Annotated in this window: 12 protein-coding genes, 1 pseudogene and 1 riboswitch; of the genes and pseudogenes, 6 read left to right on the top strand and 7 right to left on the bottom strand. The window is 68.5% G+C overall.

The genetic code is table 11. The annotated features are described in order from the left end of the window. Positions 1-141: 141 nt before the first annotated feature. A complete protein-coding gene (locus ACLJO0_RS15150; protein ID WP_003071237.1) occupies positions 142-351 on the top strand; it encodes a helix-turn-helix domain-containing protein in 210 nt (69 codons plus the stop codon). On the opposite strand, the gene ACLJO0_RS15155 is transcribed toward ACLJO0_RS15150, so the two are convergent. Then, the gene (locus ACLJO0_RS15155) at positions 352-1,653 is read right to left on the bottom strand and encodes a glycosyltransferase 87 family protein (protein WP_410579153.1); all 1,302 of its coding nucleotides are present in this window, start codon (positions 1,651-1,653) and stop codon (positions 352-354) included. Positions 1,654-1,798: 145 nt separating this feature from the next. Between ACLJO0_RS15155 and ACLJO0_RS15160 the strand changes: the two genes are divergently transcribed. Further along, positions 1,799-3,664, top strand: a complete 1,866-nt coding sequence (locus ACLJO0_RS15160) for an ABC transporter ATP-binding protein (RefSeq protein ID WP_410579154.1) — start codon at positions 1,799-1,801, stop codon at positions 3,662-3,664. Between the two features lie 110 nt (positions 3,665-3,774). Here the strand turns inward: ACLJO0_RS15160 and ACLJO0_RS15165 are convergent, their stop codons facing one another. Beyond that, positions 3,775-4,503, bottom strand: coding sequence for an SIS domain-containing protein (locus ACLJO0_RS15165; protein WP_125783797.1), 729 nt, complete (start codon positions 4,501-4,503; stop codon positions 3,775-3,777). A 131-nt stretch (positions 4,504-4,634) separates the two neighbouring features. Here ACLJO0_RS15165 and ACLJO0_RS15170 point away from each other — a divergent pair, with 131 nt between their 5' ends. The 4 genes and pseudogenes from ACLJO0_RS15170 to ACLJO0_RS15185 all read left to right on the top strand — a co-directional run. Next, the gene (locus ACLJO0_RS15170; protein ID WP_410579316.1) at positions 4,635-5,330 is read left to right on the top strand and encodes an alpha/beta hydrolase; all 696 of its coding nucleotides are present in this window, start codon (positions 4,635-4,637) and stop codon (positions 5,328-5,330) included. Positions 5,331-5,351: 21 nt separating this feature from the next. Further along, the gene (locus ACLJO0_RS15175; RefSeq protein WP_410579155.1) at positions 5,352-6,614 is read left to right on the top strand and encodes a class I SAM-dependent methyltransferase; all 1,263 of its coding nucleotides are present in this window, start codon (positions 5,352-5,354) and stop codon (positions 6,612-6,614) included. A gap of 127 nt (positions 6,615-6,741) precedes the next feature. After that, positions 6,742-7,917, top strand: a complete 1,176-nt coding sequence (locus tag ACLJO0_RS15180; RefSeq protein ID WP_410579156.1) for an LCP family protein — start codon at positions 6,742-6,744, stop codon at positions 7,915-7,917. A 137-nt stretch (positions 7,918-8,054) separates the two neighbouring features. Further along, positions 8,055-8,441 (top strand): annotated as a pseudogene (locus ACLJO0_RS15185) (GNAT family N-acetyltransferase); the annotation flags it as partial. A gap of 131 nt (positions 8,442-8,572) precedes the next feature. On the opposite strand, the gene ACLJO0_RS15190 reads toward ACLJO0_RS15185, so the two are convergent. From ACLJO0_RS15190 to ACLJO0_RS15210, 5 genes are all read right to left on the bottom strand, one after another. Beyond that, entirely contained in the window at positions 8,573-9,037 is a 465-nt protein-coding gene (locus tag ACLJO0_RS15190; RefSeq protein ID WP_410579157.1) for a peroxiredoxin, read from the bottom strand. 18 nt (positions 9,038-9,055) lie between these two features. Then, entirely contained in the window at positions 9,056-10,903 is a 1,848-nt protein-coding gene (locus tag ACLJO0_RS15195) for a putative bifunctional diguanylate cyclase/phosphodiesterase (protein ID WP_410579158.1), read from the bottom strand. Between the two features lie 209 nt (positions 10,904-11,112). After that, entirely contained in the window at positions 11,113-12,558 is a 1,446-nt protein-coding gene (locus ACLJO0_RS15200; RefSeq protein WP_410579159.1) for a cytochrome P450, read from the bottom strand. A gap of 136 nt (positions 12,559-12,694) precedes the next feature. Beyond that, the gene (metE, locus tag ACLJO0_RS15205) at positions 12,695-14,968 is read right to left on the bottom strand and encodes a 5-methyltetrahydropteroyltriglutamate--homocysteine S-methyltransferase (protein WP_410579160.1); all 2,274 of its coding nucleotides are present in this window, start codon (positions 14,966-14,968) and stop codon (positions 12,695-12,697) included. Positions 14,969-15,066: 98 nt separating this feature from the next. Continuing rightward, positions 15,067-15,281: riboswitch (cobalamin riboswitch) on the bottom strand. Between the two features lie 91 nt (positions 15,282-15,372). After that, entirely contained in the window at positions 15,373-16,449 is a 1,077-nt protein-coding gene (locus ACLJO0_RS15210; protein ID WP_396561158.1) for a ribonucleotide-diphosphate reductase subunit beta, read from the bottom strand. Between the last annotated feature and the right edge of the window lie 46 nt (positions 16,450-16,495).

Raw genomic sequence — 16,495 nt, forward strand, 5'->3', positions numbered from 1 at the left:
GGCCACTGAAATGGCCCAATGTGATCGCGGTTTCGGCAGTTTTGCGCTCGTCGTCTGGCATTCCGGCGCTCAGTGTTCGATCATTGCGGCGACAGGGGCCGTTATGTGGCCCAGAACACTCTCGGCGGGAAGGCGATCGACGTGGCTGATCTCAAGAAAGGCGCGCGGATCACCGGCAACACGCGTGACAAGCTGGCCGCTGACCTGAAGAAGAAATACGAGAAGGGCTCGAGCATCCGCGCCCTCGCGGAGTCCACGGGTCGCTCGTACGGGTTCGTGCACCGGGTCCTCTCGGAGTCCGGCGTCCAGCTGCGCGGCCGTGGCGGTGCCACCAGGGTCAAGAAGAAGTAGTCACGAGGGAGTAGCGGACTGCTGCGCGGGGGGCGCAGTTCCCTTTCCAGGGATCGCTGTTTCACGGGTTTCCGCGGCCAGGAAGGCCAGCCTGGCACCGAGCAGGACCAGCGGATACACCAGGTACCCGTACCTGGTCGCCGGAGTGAGCATGATCAGCGCGACGAGGCCGACGGCCATGCGCAGCAGCGCGTCCGAACCGGTCGCGGGAGGACGGCGCAGCAGCCAGACCAGGATCGCGACGGCCGCGATCCCGAGCAGGGTGAAGGAAATCGCCGTGCCCACCGGGCCGAGCGAGGCGATGAGGTGGCCGGGCAACGGGCTCGCCGCCGGTGACTTGATCACGCCGATTCCCAATGGGAACCGGAAGACGTGTTCGACGAAAGCCTTGGGGTCGACCAGGTAAACGGGTACGTGCAGAACGAGGGTCGTCACCACGAGTGCCGCGGCGAATCCGCCCAGTGCGCGAGGGCCACGCCGTGTGATCACCAGGACACCCAGCACCACGATCGCGGGCGCGACGATGAGTTTCGCGCTGACCACCAGCGCCAGCACCAGACCCGACAGCATCGCGCGGCCGGTCGCGGCCAGCGCGAAGGACAGCACCAGCAGGCCGACGATGGCCAGATCCGGGCCGGCGACCGCCCAGGTCAGCGCGGTCAGCGGGCAGGCGAGCGCGAGTTGCGCCGCACTGACCGGGATCTTCGGCCACTTCAGCAGCCGCAGCGTCAGCAGCACGCACGCGACGGCCGCCAGCGCGAACATCCAGCGCGCGTCGGTGAGGGCGTTCGCGACCGGTCCACCGCCGGACAAGGCACGCGGCAGACCGAAGACGGTCATCACCGGACCGTATGGTGTGTAATCGTTTACTTCCACCGCGCGACCGAGCGCGGTGACGTCGACGTACGGGGTTCCGTTCTCCAGAAGGAGTTTCGCCGACCGTTCGATCACCCAGACCTCGGGCTGGGCGGCCCACGAGTTCGGCGTGACGAGCCAGTCCACTCCGGTCAGACGGCGAATGACGAGCATTCCCAACGGAAGGATCATCGCGAACAGGCCGATCGCCCCGATACCGATCCACCGCGAACCGAGCATGCCGGACGGGCGTTCGCCGCGCCGGGCGGCGACCAGCAGCCAACCTGAGTGGGCCACGGCGAGGCCGTAACCCGCTACAGCGAAGTTCGCCCACACGCGATAACCGTAGAACTCCGCGACGGCCGTGTTCACGACGGCGAAGACGAGGCAGCCCGTGTAGAAGACCAGGTCTGTGGTCAGTCGTCGCCGGTCGGGGTCCATGGTCACCGGCTCAGGCTACCGACGTGGCCGCGTCCGCCGGAAAGAGGACGCGGAAACCGGGAAGCATCCGGTGTGCTCCGGTGTTGGTGATGCTTATATCCGGGAAAACCCTCGACTAATATCGAGGTTCTGGGGGTAAGAGAGGGTTCTCATGGACAACACTTGGTCGCTGATGAACTCGGCGATGAAGTCGGCCGACGTTCCGAAGGGGCTGCACAAGGGCACGCTCCGCCGCGTCGCGCGGTTCGCCAGGCCGCATTGGCGGAGGCTGCTGGTATTCCTGGTGCTCACCGTCGTGTCGGCGGTGCTGGCGGTGAGCACGCCGGTGCTGGCCGGGAAGGTGGTCGACGCGATCATCGGCGGGCACGACGTCGCGCTGGTGGTGTGGCTGGCCGTGGTGATCGCGGTGCTGGCGCTGATCGACGCCGGGCTCGGGCTGGCGGAACGGGCGCAGTCGTCGAGGATCGGCGAGGGGATCATCCTCGACCTGCGGCTCGCGGTGTACCGGCACGTGCAGCGGATGCCGGTCGCGTTCTTCACGCGCACTCGCACCGGCGCGCTGGTGAGCAGGCTCAACAACGACGTCATCGGCGCGCAGCGCACGTTCACCGCGACACTGTCCGGATTGGTCACCAACGTGATCCAGCTCGTGCTGTCGCTGGTGGTCATGATGACGCTGTCCTGGCAGGTCACGCTGCTGGCGCTGGTGCTGCTGCCGGTGTTCATCCTGCCGACGCGGCGGCTCGGACGGCGGATGGCCGCGCTGCAGCGGGAGGCGGGGCACCTCAACGCGTCGATGACCACGCAGATGACCGAACGGTTCTCCGCGCCGGGCGCGACGCTGGTGAAGCTGTTCGGCGACCCGGCGCGCGAGGTGGGCGACTTCGGCTCGCGGGCCGGGCGGGTGCGCGACATCGGGGTGCGGACGGCGATGCTGACGCGCTGGTTCCTGACCAGCCTGACCACGGTCTCCGCGCTCGCGCAGGCCCTGGTCTACGGGCTGGGCGGCTACCTCGCGCTGACCGGGGCGCTCGCGCCAGGCACCGTCGTGGCACTGGCGTTGCTGCTGACCAGGCTGTACTCGCCGCTCACCGCGCTGGCGAACGTCCGAGTGGACGTGATGACCGCGCTGGTGTCGTTCGAGCGGGTCTTCGAGGTGCTCGACCTCAAGCCGATGATCGAAGAGAAGCCGGAGCCGCGCCGCGTTCCCGAAGGCCCGGTTTCGGTGGAGTTCTCGGACGTCCGGTTCGGCTACCCGGCCGCGGACCGGTACTCGCTGGCATCGCTGGAAGATGTGTCCACCTTGGATCACCGAGGTGGCGAAGAGGTGTTGCACGGCATCAGCTTCCGCGCCGAACCCGGACAGATGGTGGCGCTGGTCGGTTCGTCCGGGGCGGGCAAGTCGACGATCGCCTCGCTGCTGCCGCGCCTCTACGACGTCGACGCCGGATCGGTCCGCTTGTCCGATGTGGACGTTCGCGACCTGGGTTTCGCCGCGCTGCGGGAAACCGTCGGCGTGGTGACCCAGGACGGGCACCTCTTCCACGACACGATCCGGGCGAACCTCGAATACGCGCGGCCCGGCGTCACCGATGCCGAGATCTGGTCGGCGCTGGAGAAGGCACGGCTGGCCGAGCTGATCCGGGACCTGCCGGACGGGCTGGAGACCCTGGTGGGGGAGCGGGGCTACCGGCTCTCCGGCGGGGAACGGCAGCGGCTGACCATCGCCCGGCTCCTGCTGGCGCAGCCGAGGGTCGTCGTCCTCGACGAGGCGACCGCGCATCTGGACTCGCAGTCCGAGGCCGCCGTTGGCGAGGCGCTGACCGACGCGCTCGACGGGCGGACCGCGCTGGTCATCGCGCACCGGTTGTCGACGGTGCGGGCGGCCGACCAGATCCTGGTGATCGAGCACGGGGAGATCGTCGAGCGGGGAACGCACGAAGAGCTCCTCGCGCGGGAAGGGCGCTACTCGGCGCTGTACCTGACGCAGTTCTCGGAGGAGCCTGCTGCGGCGTGACCTCAAGAGCGCTATGAAGGGACCTTTCCTTGCAAAATTTGCAAGGAAAGGTCCCTTCATAGCGCGCGGGAGGCCCGACGGCAGCGCGCACGTCATCCGCGCGCGAGGAGCTAGCGGAGAGCGGGGACCCGCTCGCCGTACTTGGCCAGCAGCGCGGCGTTGGCCTCGTCGCCACCGTCCACGTTGGAACTGCGCCACAGCGGGATGTCGACGCCCTGCGCCGCGCCGAGGTCCACGACCTCGGCGAGGACGAGGTTCCACAGGAACGCGTTGATCACAGTGGACAGTGGCGCGGTCCGCGGCGCGTCCGGCGGGTAGCTCGAGTCGCCGGGGCGGACGTGGGAGTCGAGCACGATGCTCGCTTCTTCGATCAGGGTCGTCGCCGCGCGTTTGGGCGCCGCGGCCACGGACGCGGCCGAACTCACCGCGATGACCGACGCCCCGCGCTTCCGCGCCCCGGCGGCCAGTTCGACCGGGTACGGGTTGACGCCCGAGGTCGAGAACACCACCAGCAGGTCGTCCGGCCCCGGCGCGCGCTCGGCCAGCACCTCTTCGGCGAGCCCGGAGCGGCGCTCGGTCTTGGTGCTGTGCTGCGCGCCGTGCAGCGGCAGCAGTTCGGGGTGGTAGACCGGGTACACGCAGGCGAGGCCGCCCGCGCGGTAGAAGGTCTCGGCGACCGCGGCCAGCGAATGCCCGGCCCCGGCGGTGAACACCAGGGCGTCCGCCCGGATGACGTCCAGGATCAGCTCGGCCGATTTCCGGATCTGCGCCGCGTTACCCCGTTCGGCTTCCGCGAGCCGTTCGGCGACGTCTGCATAACGTTCGGTGGTGCTCACCACATCCGCCCTTCCGTCTGGAGGTCAGCGACGAATGTATCGCGTGGACCAATGGCCGAAGTGGAATACATCGGGTCATGATCGAGGTTGACCCGATCACTGCGGCCGGGGTTTCGGAGACTGGAGGGCCCAGGGTGAACGAGGCGGATCCCGCGGTGCGGACTTGGCGAGCACGCGGCCAGGTGAAAGCCGTGGTGCTGGTACTGCACGGCGGCGCGGAGCACAGTCATGCCCGCGTGGCGCCGTGGCGGCTGGCGTACCAGCGGATGGTGCCGCTGGCGAAGGACGTCCACCGGGCGTGCCGGGAGCACGGGGTCGAGGTGCGGCTGCTGCGCAACCGGATCTACGGCTGGAACGACCACGGTACCGACGCGCTCGCCGACGCGCGCTGGGCTTTGAAACAGATCCACGACGATCACCCGGATGTGCCGGTGATCCTCGTCGGTCACTCGATGGGCGGGCGGGTCGCCCTGCGCGTCGCCGACGATCCGGCCGTGGTCGGCGTCTGCGCGCTGGCACCGTGGACACCACCGGGTGAATCCATCGACGCCGTCGGCGGTCGCGCCGTGCTCATCGCGCACGGGACCAAGGACCGGATGACCGATCCGGTGGCCTCACACGCTTTCGCCGAACGTGCCGAGAAGGTGACGTCGCGGTCCGCACGGTTCGAGATCGGTGGCGAAGGGCACGCGATGCTGCGCAGATCTCGCGTCTGGAACCGCCTCGTACGGGCTTTCACCCTCGAGCTGATCGAAGCCGGGGGAATCGACGAAACACTGAGCGGGGCCTGGGGACGGCCGACCTCGGAACGGCTGCGGATCCCGGTCTGAACCGGGTGGGAGGGAGTACTCATGTCCACGTTCAGCGTCGATCGGGCGGCAGGTTCGTCCGGTCTGCCCGTCCCTGACGAAACCCGGTGGCCGGGGCTGGCCACCCCGCCGCATTCCCCGTTCCGGGCGCGGATCGCCGAGCAGTTGTTCCGGCACGCGGTGCGCCCGTTGAACGTCCGCGTGCGCATGCCCGACGGCTCGCAGCTGGGCGCGGGCGGCCCGGACGCGCCCGAGATGCGGCTCAACCGCCCCGCCGCCTTCTTCCACCGCCTCGGCGTGGACGCGAAGATCGGCTTCGGCGAGGCCTACATGGTCGGCGACTGGACGAGCGACGCGCTCGCCGAGGTGCTGACCCCGTTCGCCGAGCGGATGGCGACGCTCATCCCGCCGCTGCTGCAACGGTTCCGCCGGTTCGTCGACCGCGGCCACCCCGCGGCCGAGGAGAACACCATCGAGGGTTCGCGGGCGAACATCCATCGCCACTACGACCTGTCCAACGAGCTGTTCGGCACGTTCCTCGACCCGTCGATGATGTACTCGTCGGCGTTGTTCGGCCCGGACGACGACCTCACCACCGCGCAGCACCGCAAGATCGACAGTGTCCTCGACTACGCGGGGGTCCGCGAGGGCAGCACGGTGCTCGAGATCGGCACCGGCTGGGGCGAACTCGCGATCCGGGCCGCCGCACGCGGGGCCAAGGTCACGTCACTGACCATTTCCGAGGAACAGGCGAAGCTGGCGACCGAGCGCATCGCGGCGGCGGGCTTCGCCGACCGCGTCGAGGTCCGGCTGTGCGACTACCGCGACTCCTCAGGCGAGTACGACGCCGTGGTCAGCGTCGAGATGATCGAAGCAGTCGGCGAGTCCTACTGGCCCACGTTCTTCGAGACCATCGGGAAGCGGCTGAAGCCGGGCGGCAGACTGGGGCTCCAGGCCATCACCATGGACCACGAGCGCATGCTCGCCGCGGCCCGCTCGTACACCTGGGTGCACAAGTACATCTTCCCCGGCGGGCTCATCCCCTCGACCACCTCGGTCGAAGAAGGGATGCTGGAGCACACCCGGCTGACCCTGCAAGGGGTGCGCGAGTTCGGCCAGGACTACGCGCACACGTTGCGGCTGTGGCGGGAGAGGTTCACCCGGCGGTGGGACGACATCACCGAACTGGGCTTCGACGACGTCTTCAAGCGGATGTGGGAGTTCTACCTGGCGTACTCCGAAGCGGGGTTCCGCTCGGGGTATCTCAAGGTCCACCAGTTCGGATTCGCCGAAAACGGACGGTGAACGCCACCCAACCGATGCGGGGTGCCGGACGTCCTTCACCTAGGGTCTGCGGTTGACTGGGCCCTACACGCGAAATCGGGACGGGTGATTCGGCATGACGTATGGAGGCGACGACCGAGGGCGACGGATGCCGCCACAGCGGCCGCCGTCCGGCCGCCCCCGGCGGCACCAGCCGGCACAGATGATGCCGCTGCCGGGCCGGGGGAGCAGCCCGTACGACGAGCGGACCGCGCCCATGGGGCACGGGGGCCGGGAACGCCCCGCCGGTCCGCCACCGCGTCGTCCCGGCCCGCCGCAGCCCCCTCCCGGGCGCCCTGCCGACGGCGCGAGGCCGCCGGCGCGACGCAAGCGCTGGGGTTTCGGCAAGGTGCTGGTCACCCTGCTGACCGTGTTCGTGGTGTTCCTCGCCGGCGTGTGGGTGTACCTGGAGTTCTCCATCAACCGCGTCGACGCGCTGGCCGAATACTCCGGCCGCCCCGTCGCGGCCGAGGGCACCAACTGGCTGATCGTGGGCTCCGACAGCCGGGACGGGCTGACGCCCGAGGAGCAGGAGAAGCTGGTCACCGGCGACTCCAAGGCCGCCGGCGGCGGCAAGCGGACCGACACCATCATGATCGCGCACGTCCCGTCCAACAGCACCAAGCCGACGCTGCTGAGCCTCCCGCGCGACTCGCAGGTGGCCATCCCGGGGCACGGCAAGAACAAGATCAACGCCGCGTTCTCGATCGGCGGCCCGGCACTGCTCGCGCAGACCGTCGAAGGCGCCACCGGCCTGCGCATCGACCACTACGCCGAGATCGGCTTCGGCGGGTTCGCCAAGATCGTCGACGCGATCGGCGGGGTCCACATGTGCGTCGAGAAGCCGATGGAGGACACCCTCACCGGGATCAAGATCCCCGCGGGCTGCCAGGACCTCCAGGGTCCGCAGGCGCTCGGGTTCGTCCGCATGCGGCACAGCGACGCGACGCCGCGCTCGGACCTCGACCGTGTCGCCAACCAGCGCAAGTTCATCGGCGCGCTGGTCAGCGAGATCGGCAGCCCCGGCACCCTGCTGAACCCGTTCTCGCTGTTCCCGCTGCTGTCGACGGGACCCGACGCGCTGACGATGGACACCGGCGACCACGTGCACAACCTGGTGGGGCTGGCGCTGGCGATGCGCGGGATCTCCTCGGGCGGCGTCGTCACCACGACGGTGCCGGTGACCAACGGCTCGGCGGAGAACTGGGACAAGACGAAGTCGAAGCTGCTTTTCGACGCGTTGAAGAACGACACGGAGATCCCGGACAGCGCGATCCTGACCTGATCATCGGTCCTTCCGGCGCCATGAACGGTCCTTTCCTTGCAAAATTTGCCAGGAAAGGACCGTTCCTAGCGTCTGCGAGGCCGTCCAGGGCCCGAAAACCGGAGGCGCCCGGAGCGAAGGCGAGTCACCATGGGCGGATGGAAGCGCCCGCCGAGACCCTCGCCGACGAAGTCGTCACGCTGCGCCGCTGGCAGCCGCGGCAACTCGAAACCCTCGCCGCCGCCGCGGGGGATTCCGCCGCGCATCTCGGCGCGTGGATGCTCTGGGCCACCAACGGTTACGGCCGTCGCGAAGCCGCCGACTTCCTGGAGAACACCGTAAGGAACTGGGCCGAAGGCAAGACTTACGATTTCGCGATCCTCGCCGAGGACGAGGTCGTCGGCGGCACGGGCATGATCATCCATCCGGACCGGATCGAGATCGGCTACTGGCTCGGCAGGCACCACACCGGTCGCGGCTTCGTGACCAGGGCCGCGAAGCTCCTGGCCGACGAGGCCTTCCGGCTCGGCGCGCTGGAGGTCGAGATCCGGCACGACGAGAACAACGTCGCGAGCGGCGCCGTGCCCGCGCGGCTGGGGTTCACGATGATCGGCGACGAGGCCACCGAACCGCCGCTCGCCCCCCGCCTGCGCGGGTGTCACCAGGATCTGGCGGCTCAAGCGTCCTTAGTCTTGCGCTCGCGCAAGGCGGCGAGTGCCTTGTCGGCGTGCACGGTGAACTTCAGTTCGCTCTTGATCACTTCGAGCACCTTGCGGTCGGTGTCGATGACGAAGGTGTGCCGCTTGGCGTGCAACGGGCTGAACTTGCGCCACACGCCGAACTGTTTCGCCACCACACCGTCCACATCGGACAGCAGGGGATAGTCGAAGCCGTGTTGGGCCGAGAACTCCTGCTGTTTGGCGACGGCGTCCGGGCTGATCCCGACGCGATGCGCGCCCACCTCGGCGAATTCGGCGGCCAGATCGCGGAAGTGGCAGCTTTCCGCGGTGCAGCCGCTGGTCATCGCGGCGGGGTAGAAGAACAGCACGACCGGGCCGGACGCGAGGAAGTCCGACAGCGTGCGCTGCTCGCCCTTGTCGTCGGGAAGGGTGAAGTCCGGGGCGATGTCACCTTGGTCCATGGACGCGATCCTGTCACGTCAGTGGGCGTGGCGTTCGATGAGCTCGTCGACCTCGTCCCCGGTCGCGGAATCCGCGACGAACGAACCGCGCGCCGCGAGCACGCCGTACCGTCGGAGCCGCTCGGCCTGTTCGTGATTGTGGACGCCTTCCGCGCCGATGCGGAGTTTCAGCTCCTTGGCCCTGGCGACCAGCTGGCACAGGTGGCGGACGTCTGCCTCGTTCTCGCCGTCGGCCAGCGCGTCGACCACGGCGCCGGACAGGATCACGTGGCGGACCGGCAGCCGGTGCCGCGGGATCAGCTCGAGATCGTCGGAGCCGGAGATCGTCAGCACGAGCTGGGCGCCCAGATCGGCCAGTACGGCGAAGGAGTCGAGCACCTCGCCGCCTTCGTCGAGGATGGATTCGCGGTCCGTGCACAGCCGCAGCGCCTGGGCGGGCAGGCTGTGCCGGTCGAGCTGTTCCTTGACCAGCAGCACCAGATCGGGCTCGATGGCCAGCCGGTTCGGCAGCCGCACGCAGACGTCGGGCGCGGCTTCGCCGAACCTGTTCCGCCACCTCGCGGTGGCGGCGAGCGATTCGGCCAGCAGCCACCGGCCGAGCGGGATGGTCATCCCGGTGATCTGGGCGAGCGGGTAGAACTCGTCCGAGTCCAGTTCGCCCTTCTCCGGGTGGCTCCAGCGCAATCCGGCGTTGACCGCGGCCAGCTGGTCGGGGTTCGCGAGTTTCACCGTCGGCTGGTAGATCAGCGAGAACTCGCCGTTCTCGAGCGCGCCCGCGATGACCGCGCCCAGCTGGTAGCGGCCCCGGTCACGCGCGTCGAGTTCCGGATCGAACAGCATCCATTGCGCCTTGCCGGCCTCCTTGGCGCGGTGCAGGGCGATTTCCGCGGCGCGAAGCAGGTCTTCGGGTCCGCCGTCGGCGACCGGGCGGACGACGATGCCCGCGCTCGCGCTGACCCCGATACCGTGCCCGCCGAGGTAGATCGGCTCGACCAGTTCCTCCAAGGCCTGCTCGACCAGTGCGATCACCTCGGGCGAGGTGAAGTCGCCGCGCAGCAGGACGGCGAACCCGTCGCCGGACAGCCGGGCGACCGAACCGTCGTGCCTGCCGGTGAAGACGGACGTGAGCTTCTTCGCGACCCCGCGCAGCACCTGATCGCCGACGCCGGCGCCCAGACCGTCGTTGATCACCTTGAAGCCGTCGACGTCGAGGTAGACGAGCGCGATCTGCTCGCTGCCGGACCCCGCCAGTGCGGCTTCGAGCGCGTTGCCGAAGGCGGTGGCGTTCGGCAGGCCGGTCAGCGGGTCGTGCACGTTCTGGTGCAGCAGTTGTTCCTGCAGCAGGTGGATCTCGTTGGCGTCGGCGACCATCAGCACCGGATAGGTCGAACCGGGCCGGTCACCGGGCAGATCGGTCAGGGTCACGTCGACCCAGAGCGGGCCTTCCTCGCTGTGGGTCAGCAGCAGACGTTCCTGCTGGGTCGGCCTGCCCGCCGTCATGAGTTGCGAGAGCGCGTTCCGCAGCCGGGCGACGTCGTGGTCGGCGGAGCCGAGATCGGGGATCTCCCGTCCGCGCAGTGTGGCGGGACGGCAGCCGAGGAGTTTGCCGAGGGCGGCGTTCGCCTCGACGATCGTGCCGTGGGGATCGGCGAGCGCGATCCCGATGGGCGAGGCGGAATAGAGCTTGGAGAAGCGCCGCACAGCGGGCTGGTGATCGGGCTCGGCCCGCACGGCGTCCTTGGCGACGCCGAGCAGCAGCTGTTCGAGTTGCTCCTTGGGAAGCGATACTCCTTTAGTGTCAGCGAGCGTCTCGGCCCATCTCCGAGCTACGTCCACCAACCCTGGCGCGGAACCAGGCTCGGGCACACTTCACCTCTTCATGCGCGGTTTATGGCCAGCTCAGACCGGGTGTCCGAGCTCATGGGCCCACACTAGGTATGAGCCGACCGGGTGTAGTGCCACGGCATCATGCGCGATCCGGGCTGTCTACCGGCTGAAAGGGTGATCGCTACTACACGAGTGGTGACCGGATGTCACCAAGAGTACTCGATCGTGAATGTCCGTTTGGTCGGAGTTCAGCGCGTTGTCAGCCGGATCGGCAGGCCGTCCGCGGGAACGGGCAGCGAGACATAGTCCCAGCGTGCGGTGTAGTCCTCCGGGACCGACCACCGATACGCCCGCAGCATCTCGTGCAGCAGTGCCTTCACCTCGAACGTCCCGAAATGCAGGCCGATGCACTTGTGCGCGCCGCCGCCGAACGGCATCCACGCGTAGCGGTGCGACTTGTCCTCGCGGCGTTCCTCGCCGAAACGGTCCGGGTCGAACCGCATCGGGTCGGTCCAGTACTCCGGCGCGAAATGGTTGACGGTGGGGGAAACCCCGACGAGTGTCCCTTCGGGAATGAAGTGGCCGAGAACCTCGGTGTCCTTCACGGTCTTCCTTGTCAGCGAAGGAACCGGCGCCACCAGCCGCAGGGCTTCCTTGATCACCAGGTCCAGCGTCGTCAGGGTCTCCAGCGCCTCGATGTCCGGCACGTCGTCGCCGAGAGCGAGGGACTCCTGGCGGGCACGTTCCTGCCATTCGGGGTTCTTCGCGAGGTGGTAGACGGCCGCGGCGCTGGTGATGGTCGACGTGTCGTGCGCGGCCATCATCAGGAAGATCATGTGGTTGACGACGTCGGAGTCGGTGAAGCGATCACCGTCTTCGGTGGTGGCGTGGCACAAGGCGGTGAAGAGGTCGTCGCCGTCGCTCGCCCGTTTCGCGGGCAGATTCGCCGAGAAGTAGCGTTCGAGGACCTTGCGGCCGTGCAGACCCGCCGCCCAGCGGCCGCCAGGAACGGGAAAGCGCACGATGGCCGTGCCCGCGCGCACGGAATTCACGAACGCGCGGTTGATAGAGGCCGCGTCGTCGCCGGACCGCATGCCCATGAACACCCGCGTCGCGACGTCGAGCGTGAGTTGCTTGAGGGACCAGTAGATCCGCGGGTTCGGCCGGTCCGCCCACGTGGCGATGCCCTCGCGCAGGGCCGGGCCCATCTGGTCGACGTAGCCGGTGAGCCGTTGCCGGGTGAACGCCGCCTGCATGATCCGGCGGTGCAGGTGATGCTCGCCGAAGTCGAGCAGCATCAGGCCGCGGTCGAAGAACTGCTCGATGAAGAACTTCCAGCCCTCCTGGGAGAAGGCCTTGTCCTTGTTCACCAACGCGATCTGCGTGGCCTCCGGGCCGGAGAGCGCGACGATGCGGCGGCCGAACGCGCCCATCCACGACACCGGGCCGTAGGTCTCGTAGCGTTTGAGGCCGAACTCGATGCCGAAGCGCATGAAGTCCAGCGCGTGCCCGATGACCGGCGGGCCTTCGTCGCCGAGGACGGGTTTGAGGCCCGGCGGGGCGGGCGCCAGTTCGCGGACCGGCCAGGTCGCGCCGAGCCAGCGCTGGTCGACCGAACGCGGCAAGGGGATCGACGTGAGCGGCGGGACCCGCTCGCGCAGCGCCCCGGTGACCTTTTCGACGGCGTTCGCCATGGTGACCATCTCCCCGCTGAGATCGGCTACCGCTCCACCATCGCACCCTTATTGACGTTCTGACAATACCTCGGCGGAAGTCCGTGAGGGCCTCCTTCCCTACTTTGAGGGTAGGGAAGGAGGCCCTCACGGAACGTCAGGAAAGCTCGGCGCGGACCGCTCGGGCGGCCGCGACCAGGTTCCGCAGGGCGGGCTCGACCTCGGCGTACCCGCGCGTCTTCAGGCCGCAGTCCGGATTGACCCAGATCCGCTCGGCGGGCACGGCGCCGACGGCGGTCCGCAACAGCCCGCTGACCTCGTCGACACCGGGGACGCGCGGCGAGTGGATGTCGTACACGCCCGGCCCGACGCCGCGGCCGAAGCCCGCCGCGCCGAGGTCGGTGACGACCTCCATCTTCGACCGCGCGGCCTCGATGCTGGTGACGTCGGCGTCGAGCGCGTCGATCGCCTTGACCACCTCGCCGAACTCCGAGTAGCACATATGCGTGTGGATCTGCGTCGCGTCGTCGATCCCGGACGTCGCGAGCCGGAACGACGAAACCGCCCACGCGAAGTACGCCTCATGCGCCGCCGCGCGCAGCGGGAGCAGTTCGCGCAGCGCCGGCTCATCCACCTGGATGACGCGGATGCCCGCCTTCTGCAGGTCGTGCACCTCGTCGCGGATCGCCAGCGCCACCTGGCGGGCGGTCTCGCCCAGCGGTTGATCGTCGCGGACGAACGACCAAGCCAGGATCGTCACCGGACCGGTCAGCATCCCCTTGACGGGCTTGCCGGTCAGGCTCTGCGCGTAGCGCGCCCACTCGACGGTCATCGGCTCCGGCCGAGAGACGTCGCCGTACAGGATCGGCGGCCGGACACATCGTGAACCGTAGGACTGCACCCAGCCGAAGTCGGTGGCCGCGAACCCGGCCAGCCGCTCGGCGAAGTACTGCACCATGTCGTTGCGTTCGGGTTCGCCGTGCACCAGCACATCCAGCCCGAGCTCCTCCTGCAGCCGGACGACGCGCTCGATCTCGGCCTTCATCGCGGCCTCGTAGCCCGCGTCGTCCAGCGAGCCCGCCTTGTGCGCGGCCCGCGTCTTGCGGACGCCGGTGGTCTGCGGGAACGAGCCGATCGTGGTGCTCGGCAACGGCGGCAGCTCCAGCGCGGCCTGTTGCGCCGCCGCGCGCTCGGCGTAGGGGGAGCGGACGGTGTCCTCCGGCCGCAGCGCCTCCAGCCGGGCACGCACCCCGGCGTCGGCAAGGTCGGCCGCCGTCGCGCGATCCGCGGCCGCGGAACGAGCGGCGGAGAGGTCGACGCCGTCTTCCTTCAACGCGCGTCCGAGCAGGACGACCTCGTCGACCTTCTGCTTCGCGAACGCCAGCCAGCCCTTCAGCCGCGGATGGAGCCCGTCCTCCCGCTCGACGTCGTAGGGCACGTGCAGCAGCGAGCAGGACGTCGACACGCTGACCGACCTGGCGGTGCCGAGCAACGTCGCCGCCCGGCCGAGCGCGCGGGCCGGGTCGGTGCGCCAGACGTTGCGTCCGTCGACGACACCGGCCAGAACCTCCTTGTCCCGCAAGGCGGGTTCGGCCGCGACCGCGTCCACAAAGGACTCATCGGTGACGAGGTCGACGGCGATCGCGTCGATCGGGGAGCGCGCGAGCACGCCCAAGCCACGACCGAGACCGCCGAAATACCCGGCGACCAGGATCTTCGGCCGCGAGCTCTCCTTCGCCAGCCGGTGGTAGACGCGGATGAGTGCGTTGAGCTCCCGCTCGGTGCGGTCCGCGGCGAAGACGGGCTCGTCGAACTGGACCCACTCGACGCCTTCGTCATGCAGGCGCCTTAACAGCTCGACGTAGCCGTCAAGAAGGTTGTCGAGCAGATCCAGTGGACGGAAGCCCTCCGGAGCGGTCTCGCTCGCCTTCGCGAGCAGCAGGAACGTCACCGGGCCCACCAGTACCGGCCGCGTCTCGACGCCGATCGCGCGGGCCTCGCGGTACTCATCGAGCGGTTTGGTGCCGGAGAGCGCGAACGACGTCTCCGGGCCGAGTTCGGGGACGATGTAGTGATAGTTCGTGTCGAACCACTTCGTCATCTCCATCGCCGGCGCGTCCTGCACCCCGCGCGCGGCGGCGAAGTAGGTGTCGAGCGGCGAAAGACCGAGCGTCGTGAAGCGCTCCGGCAGCGCTCCGAACAGCTCGGCGGTGTCGAGCACCTGGTCGTAGTGGGAGAACGTGTTGGAGGGGACGGAATCCAGCCCCGCGTCCTTGAGTTCCCGCCAGGCCCGGGTGCGCAGCGCGCGGCCGGTGCCCAGCAGTTCGGCCTCGTCGATCTTGCCCGCCCAGTAGCGTTCGAGTGAACGCTTGAGTTCCCTGTCCGGTCCGATCCGGGGGTAGCCCAGCACAGTCGTGCCGATTTCGGTCACAGCTCTCTCCTCGCGAGCTTGTCGTGAGAGCCCGGAGCGCGCAGGAGTGACCGCCGTTCGGTCGCGCCCATCCCACGAGGCCCGGACTCACGCACGCCGTCGGCGCGCGTACCACGGGCAGGTCTTCGGACTCGTGGGCGGCTCGCTCGCTCCTACCGGCCGTCGCTTCCCGGGGCGCCATGTCCCAGTGCTTTACCGTGTCTCGCACGGTGACGGCTTTCGTTCCCACATACCGCTGCGGGGCAGTCCCGGAATCACACCGGGTTCCCTGTTACCTCGACCAGCCTGGGAGGCCGGTCGAACCAGTAGCACTCCGGAGCGTACTCAGGCCCACAAGTACATGAAGGCCCCCTTCCTGTACTTAGGCGCAAGGAAGGGGGCCTTCATGTACTACGGGCGGGGGGTCAGTCCCAGTCGAGGGCGCCGCCGGACTGGTACTCGATGACGCGGGTCTCGAAGAAGTTCTTCTCCTTCTTGAGGTCCATTGCCTCCGACATCCACGGGAACGGGTTCTCGGTCTCGCCGAAGATGGGCGCGAGGCCGATCTGCTGCGCGCGACGGTCGGTGATGAAGTGCATGTACTGCTCGATCAGTTCGGCCGAGAGCCCGAGCATGCCGCGCGGCATGGTGTCGCGGGCGTAGGCGACCTCGAGTTCGCACGCCTCGGTCAGCATGCCGCGGATCTCGGCCTGGAACTCCTCGGTCCACAGGTGCGGGTTCTCGATCTTGATCTGGTTGATGCAGTCGATGCCGAAGTTCAGGTGGATCGACTCGTCGCGCAGGATGTACTGGTACTGCTCGGCGATGCCGATCATCTTGTTCCGGCGGCCGAGCGAGAGGATCTGCGCGAAGCCGGTGTAGAACCACATGCCCTCGAAGATCACGTAGAACGCGACCAGGTCACGAAGGAAGTTCTGGTCGGCCTCGGGGGTGCCGGTCTCGAAGTCCGGGTTCTCCAGGTTCTGCGTGTACTTCAGCGCCCACGCGTCCTTCTCCGAGATGGACGGGACCTCGCGGTACATGTTGAACAGCTCGCCCTCGACCAGGCCGAGGCTCTCGCAGATGTACTGGAAGGTGTGCGTGTGCACGGCCTCCTCGAACGCCTGGCGCAGCAGGTACTGGCGGCATTCGGGGTTGGTGATCTGCCGGTACACCGCGAGCACGATGTTGTTGGCCACCAGCGATTCCGCGGTGGCGAAGAAGCCGAGGTTGCGCTTGAGCATGGTGCGCTCGTCCTCGGTGAGGCCGTCGGCCGACTTCCACAGCGCGATGTCGGCCTGCATGGCGACCTCGGTCGGCATCCAGTGGTTGTTGCAGCCGGCGAGGTACTTCTCCCACGCCCAGGTGTACTTCATCGGCAGCAGCTGGTTGACGTCGGCACGGGCGTTGATCATCCGCTTGTCGTCGACGTTGATGCGGGCGGCGCCGACTTCGATCTCACCGAGCCCGGTGGCGTCGGTGGCGGGGTCAAAGGTAGTCATGGAGGCTCACTTCACGTGTGGGTCGAGTGGGTCGTGAGTGGCGATT

The sequence above is a fragment of the Amycolatopsis sp. lyj-108 genome, assembly GCF_046549005.1.
Classification (GTDB): domain Bacteria; phylum Actinomycetota; class Actinomycetes; order Mycobacteriales; family Pseudonocardiaceae; genus Amycolatopsis.

Coding starts and splice junctions, on each gene's coding strand:
- ACLJO0_RS15160 (WP_410579154.1), top strand. CDS start 1,799: ATGGACAACACTTGGTCGCTGATGAACTCGGCGATGAAGTCGGCCGAC.
- ACLJO0_RS15175 (WP_410579155.1), top strand. CDS start 5,352: ATGTCCACGTTCAGCGTCGATCGGGCGGCAGGTTCGTCCGGTCTGCCC.
- ACLJO0_RS15180 (WP_410579156.1), top strand. CDS start 6,742: ATGCCGCCACAGCGGCCGCCGTCCGGCCGCCCCCGGCGGCACCAGCCG.
- ACLJO0_RS15190 (WP_410579157.1), bottom strand. CDS start 9,037: ATGGACCAAGGTGACATCGCCCCGGACTTCACCCTTCCCGACGACAAG.
- ACLJO0_RS15200 (WP_410579159.1), bottom strand. CDS start 12,558: ATGGCGAACGCCGTCGAAAAGGTCACCGGGGCGCTGCGCGAGCGGGTC.
- ACLJO0_RS15210 (WP_396561158.1), bottom strand. CDS start 16,449: ATGACTACCTTTGACCCCGCCACCGACGCCACCGGGCTCGGTGAGATC.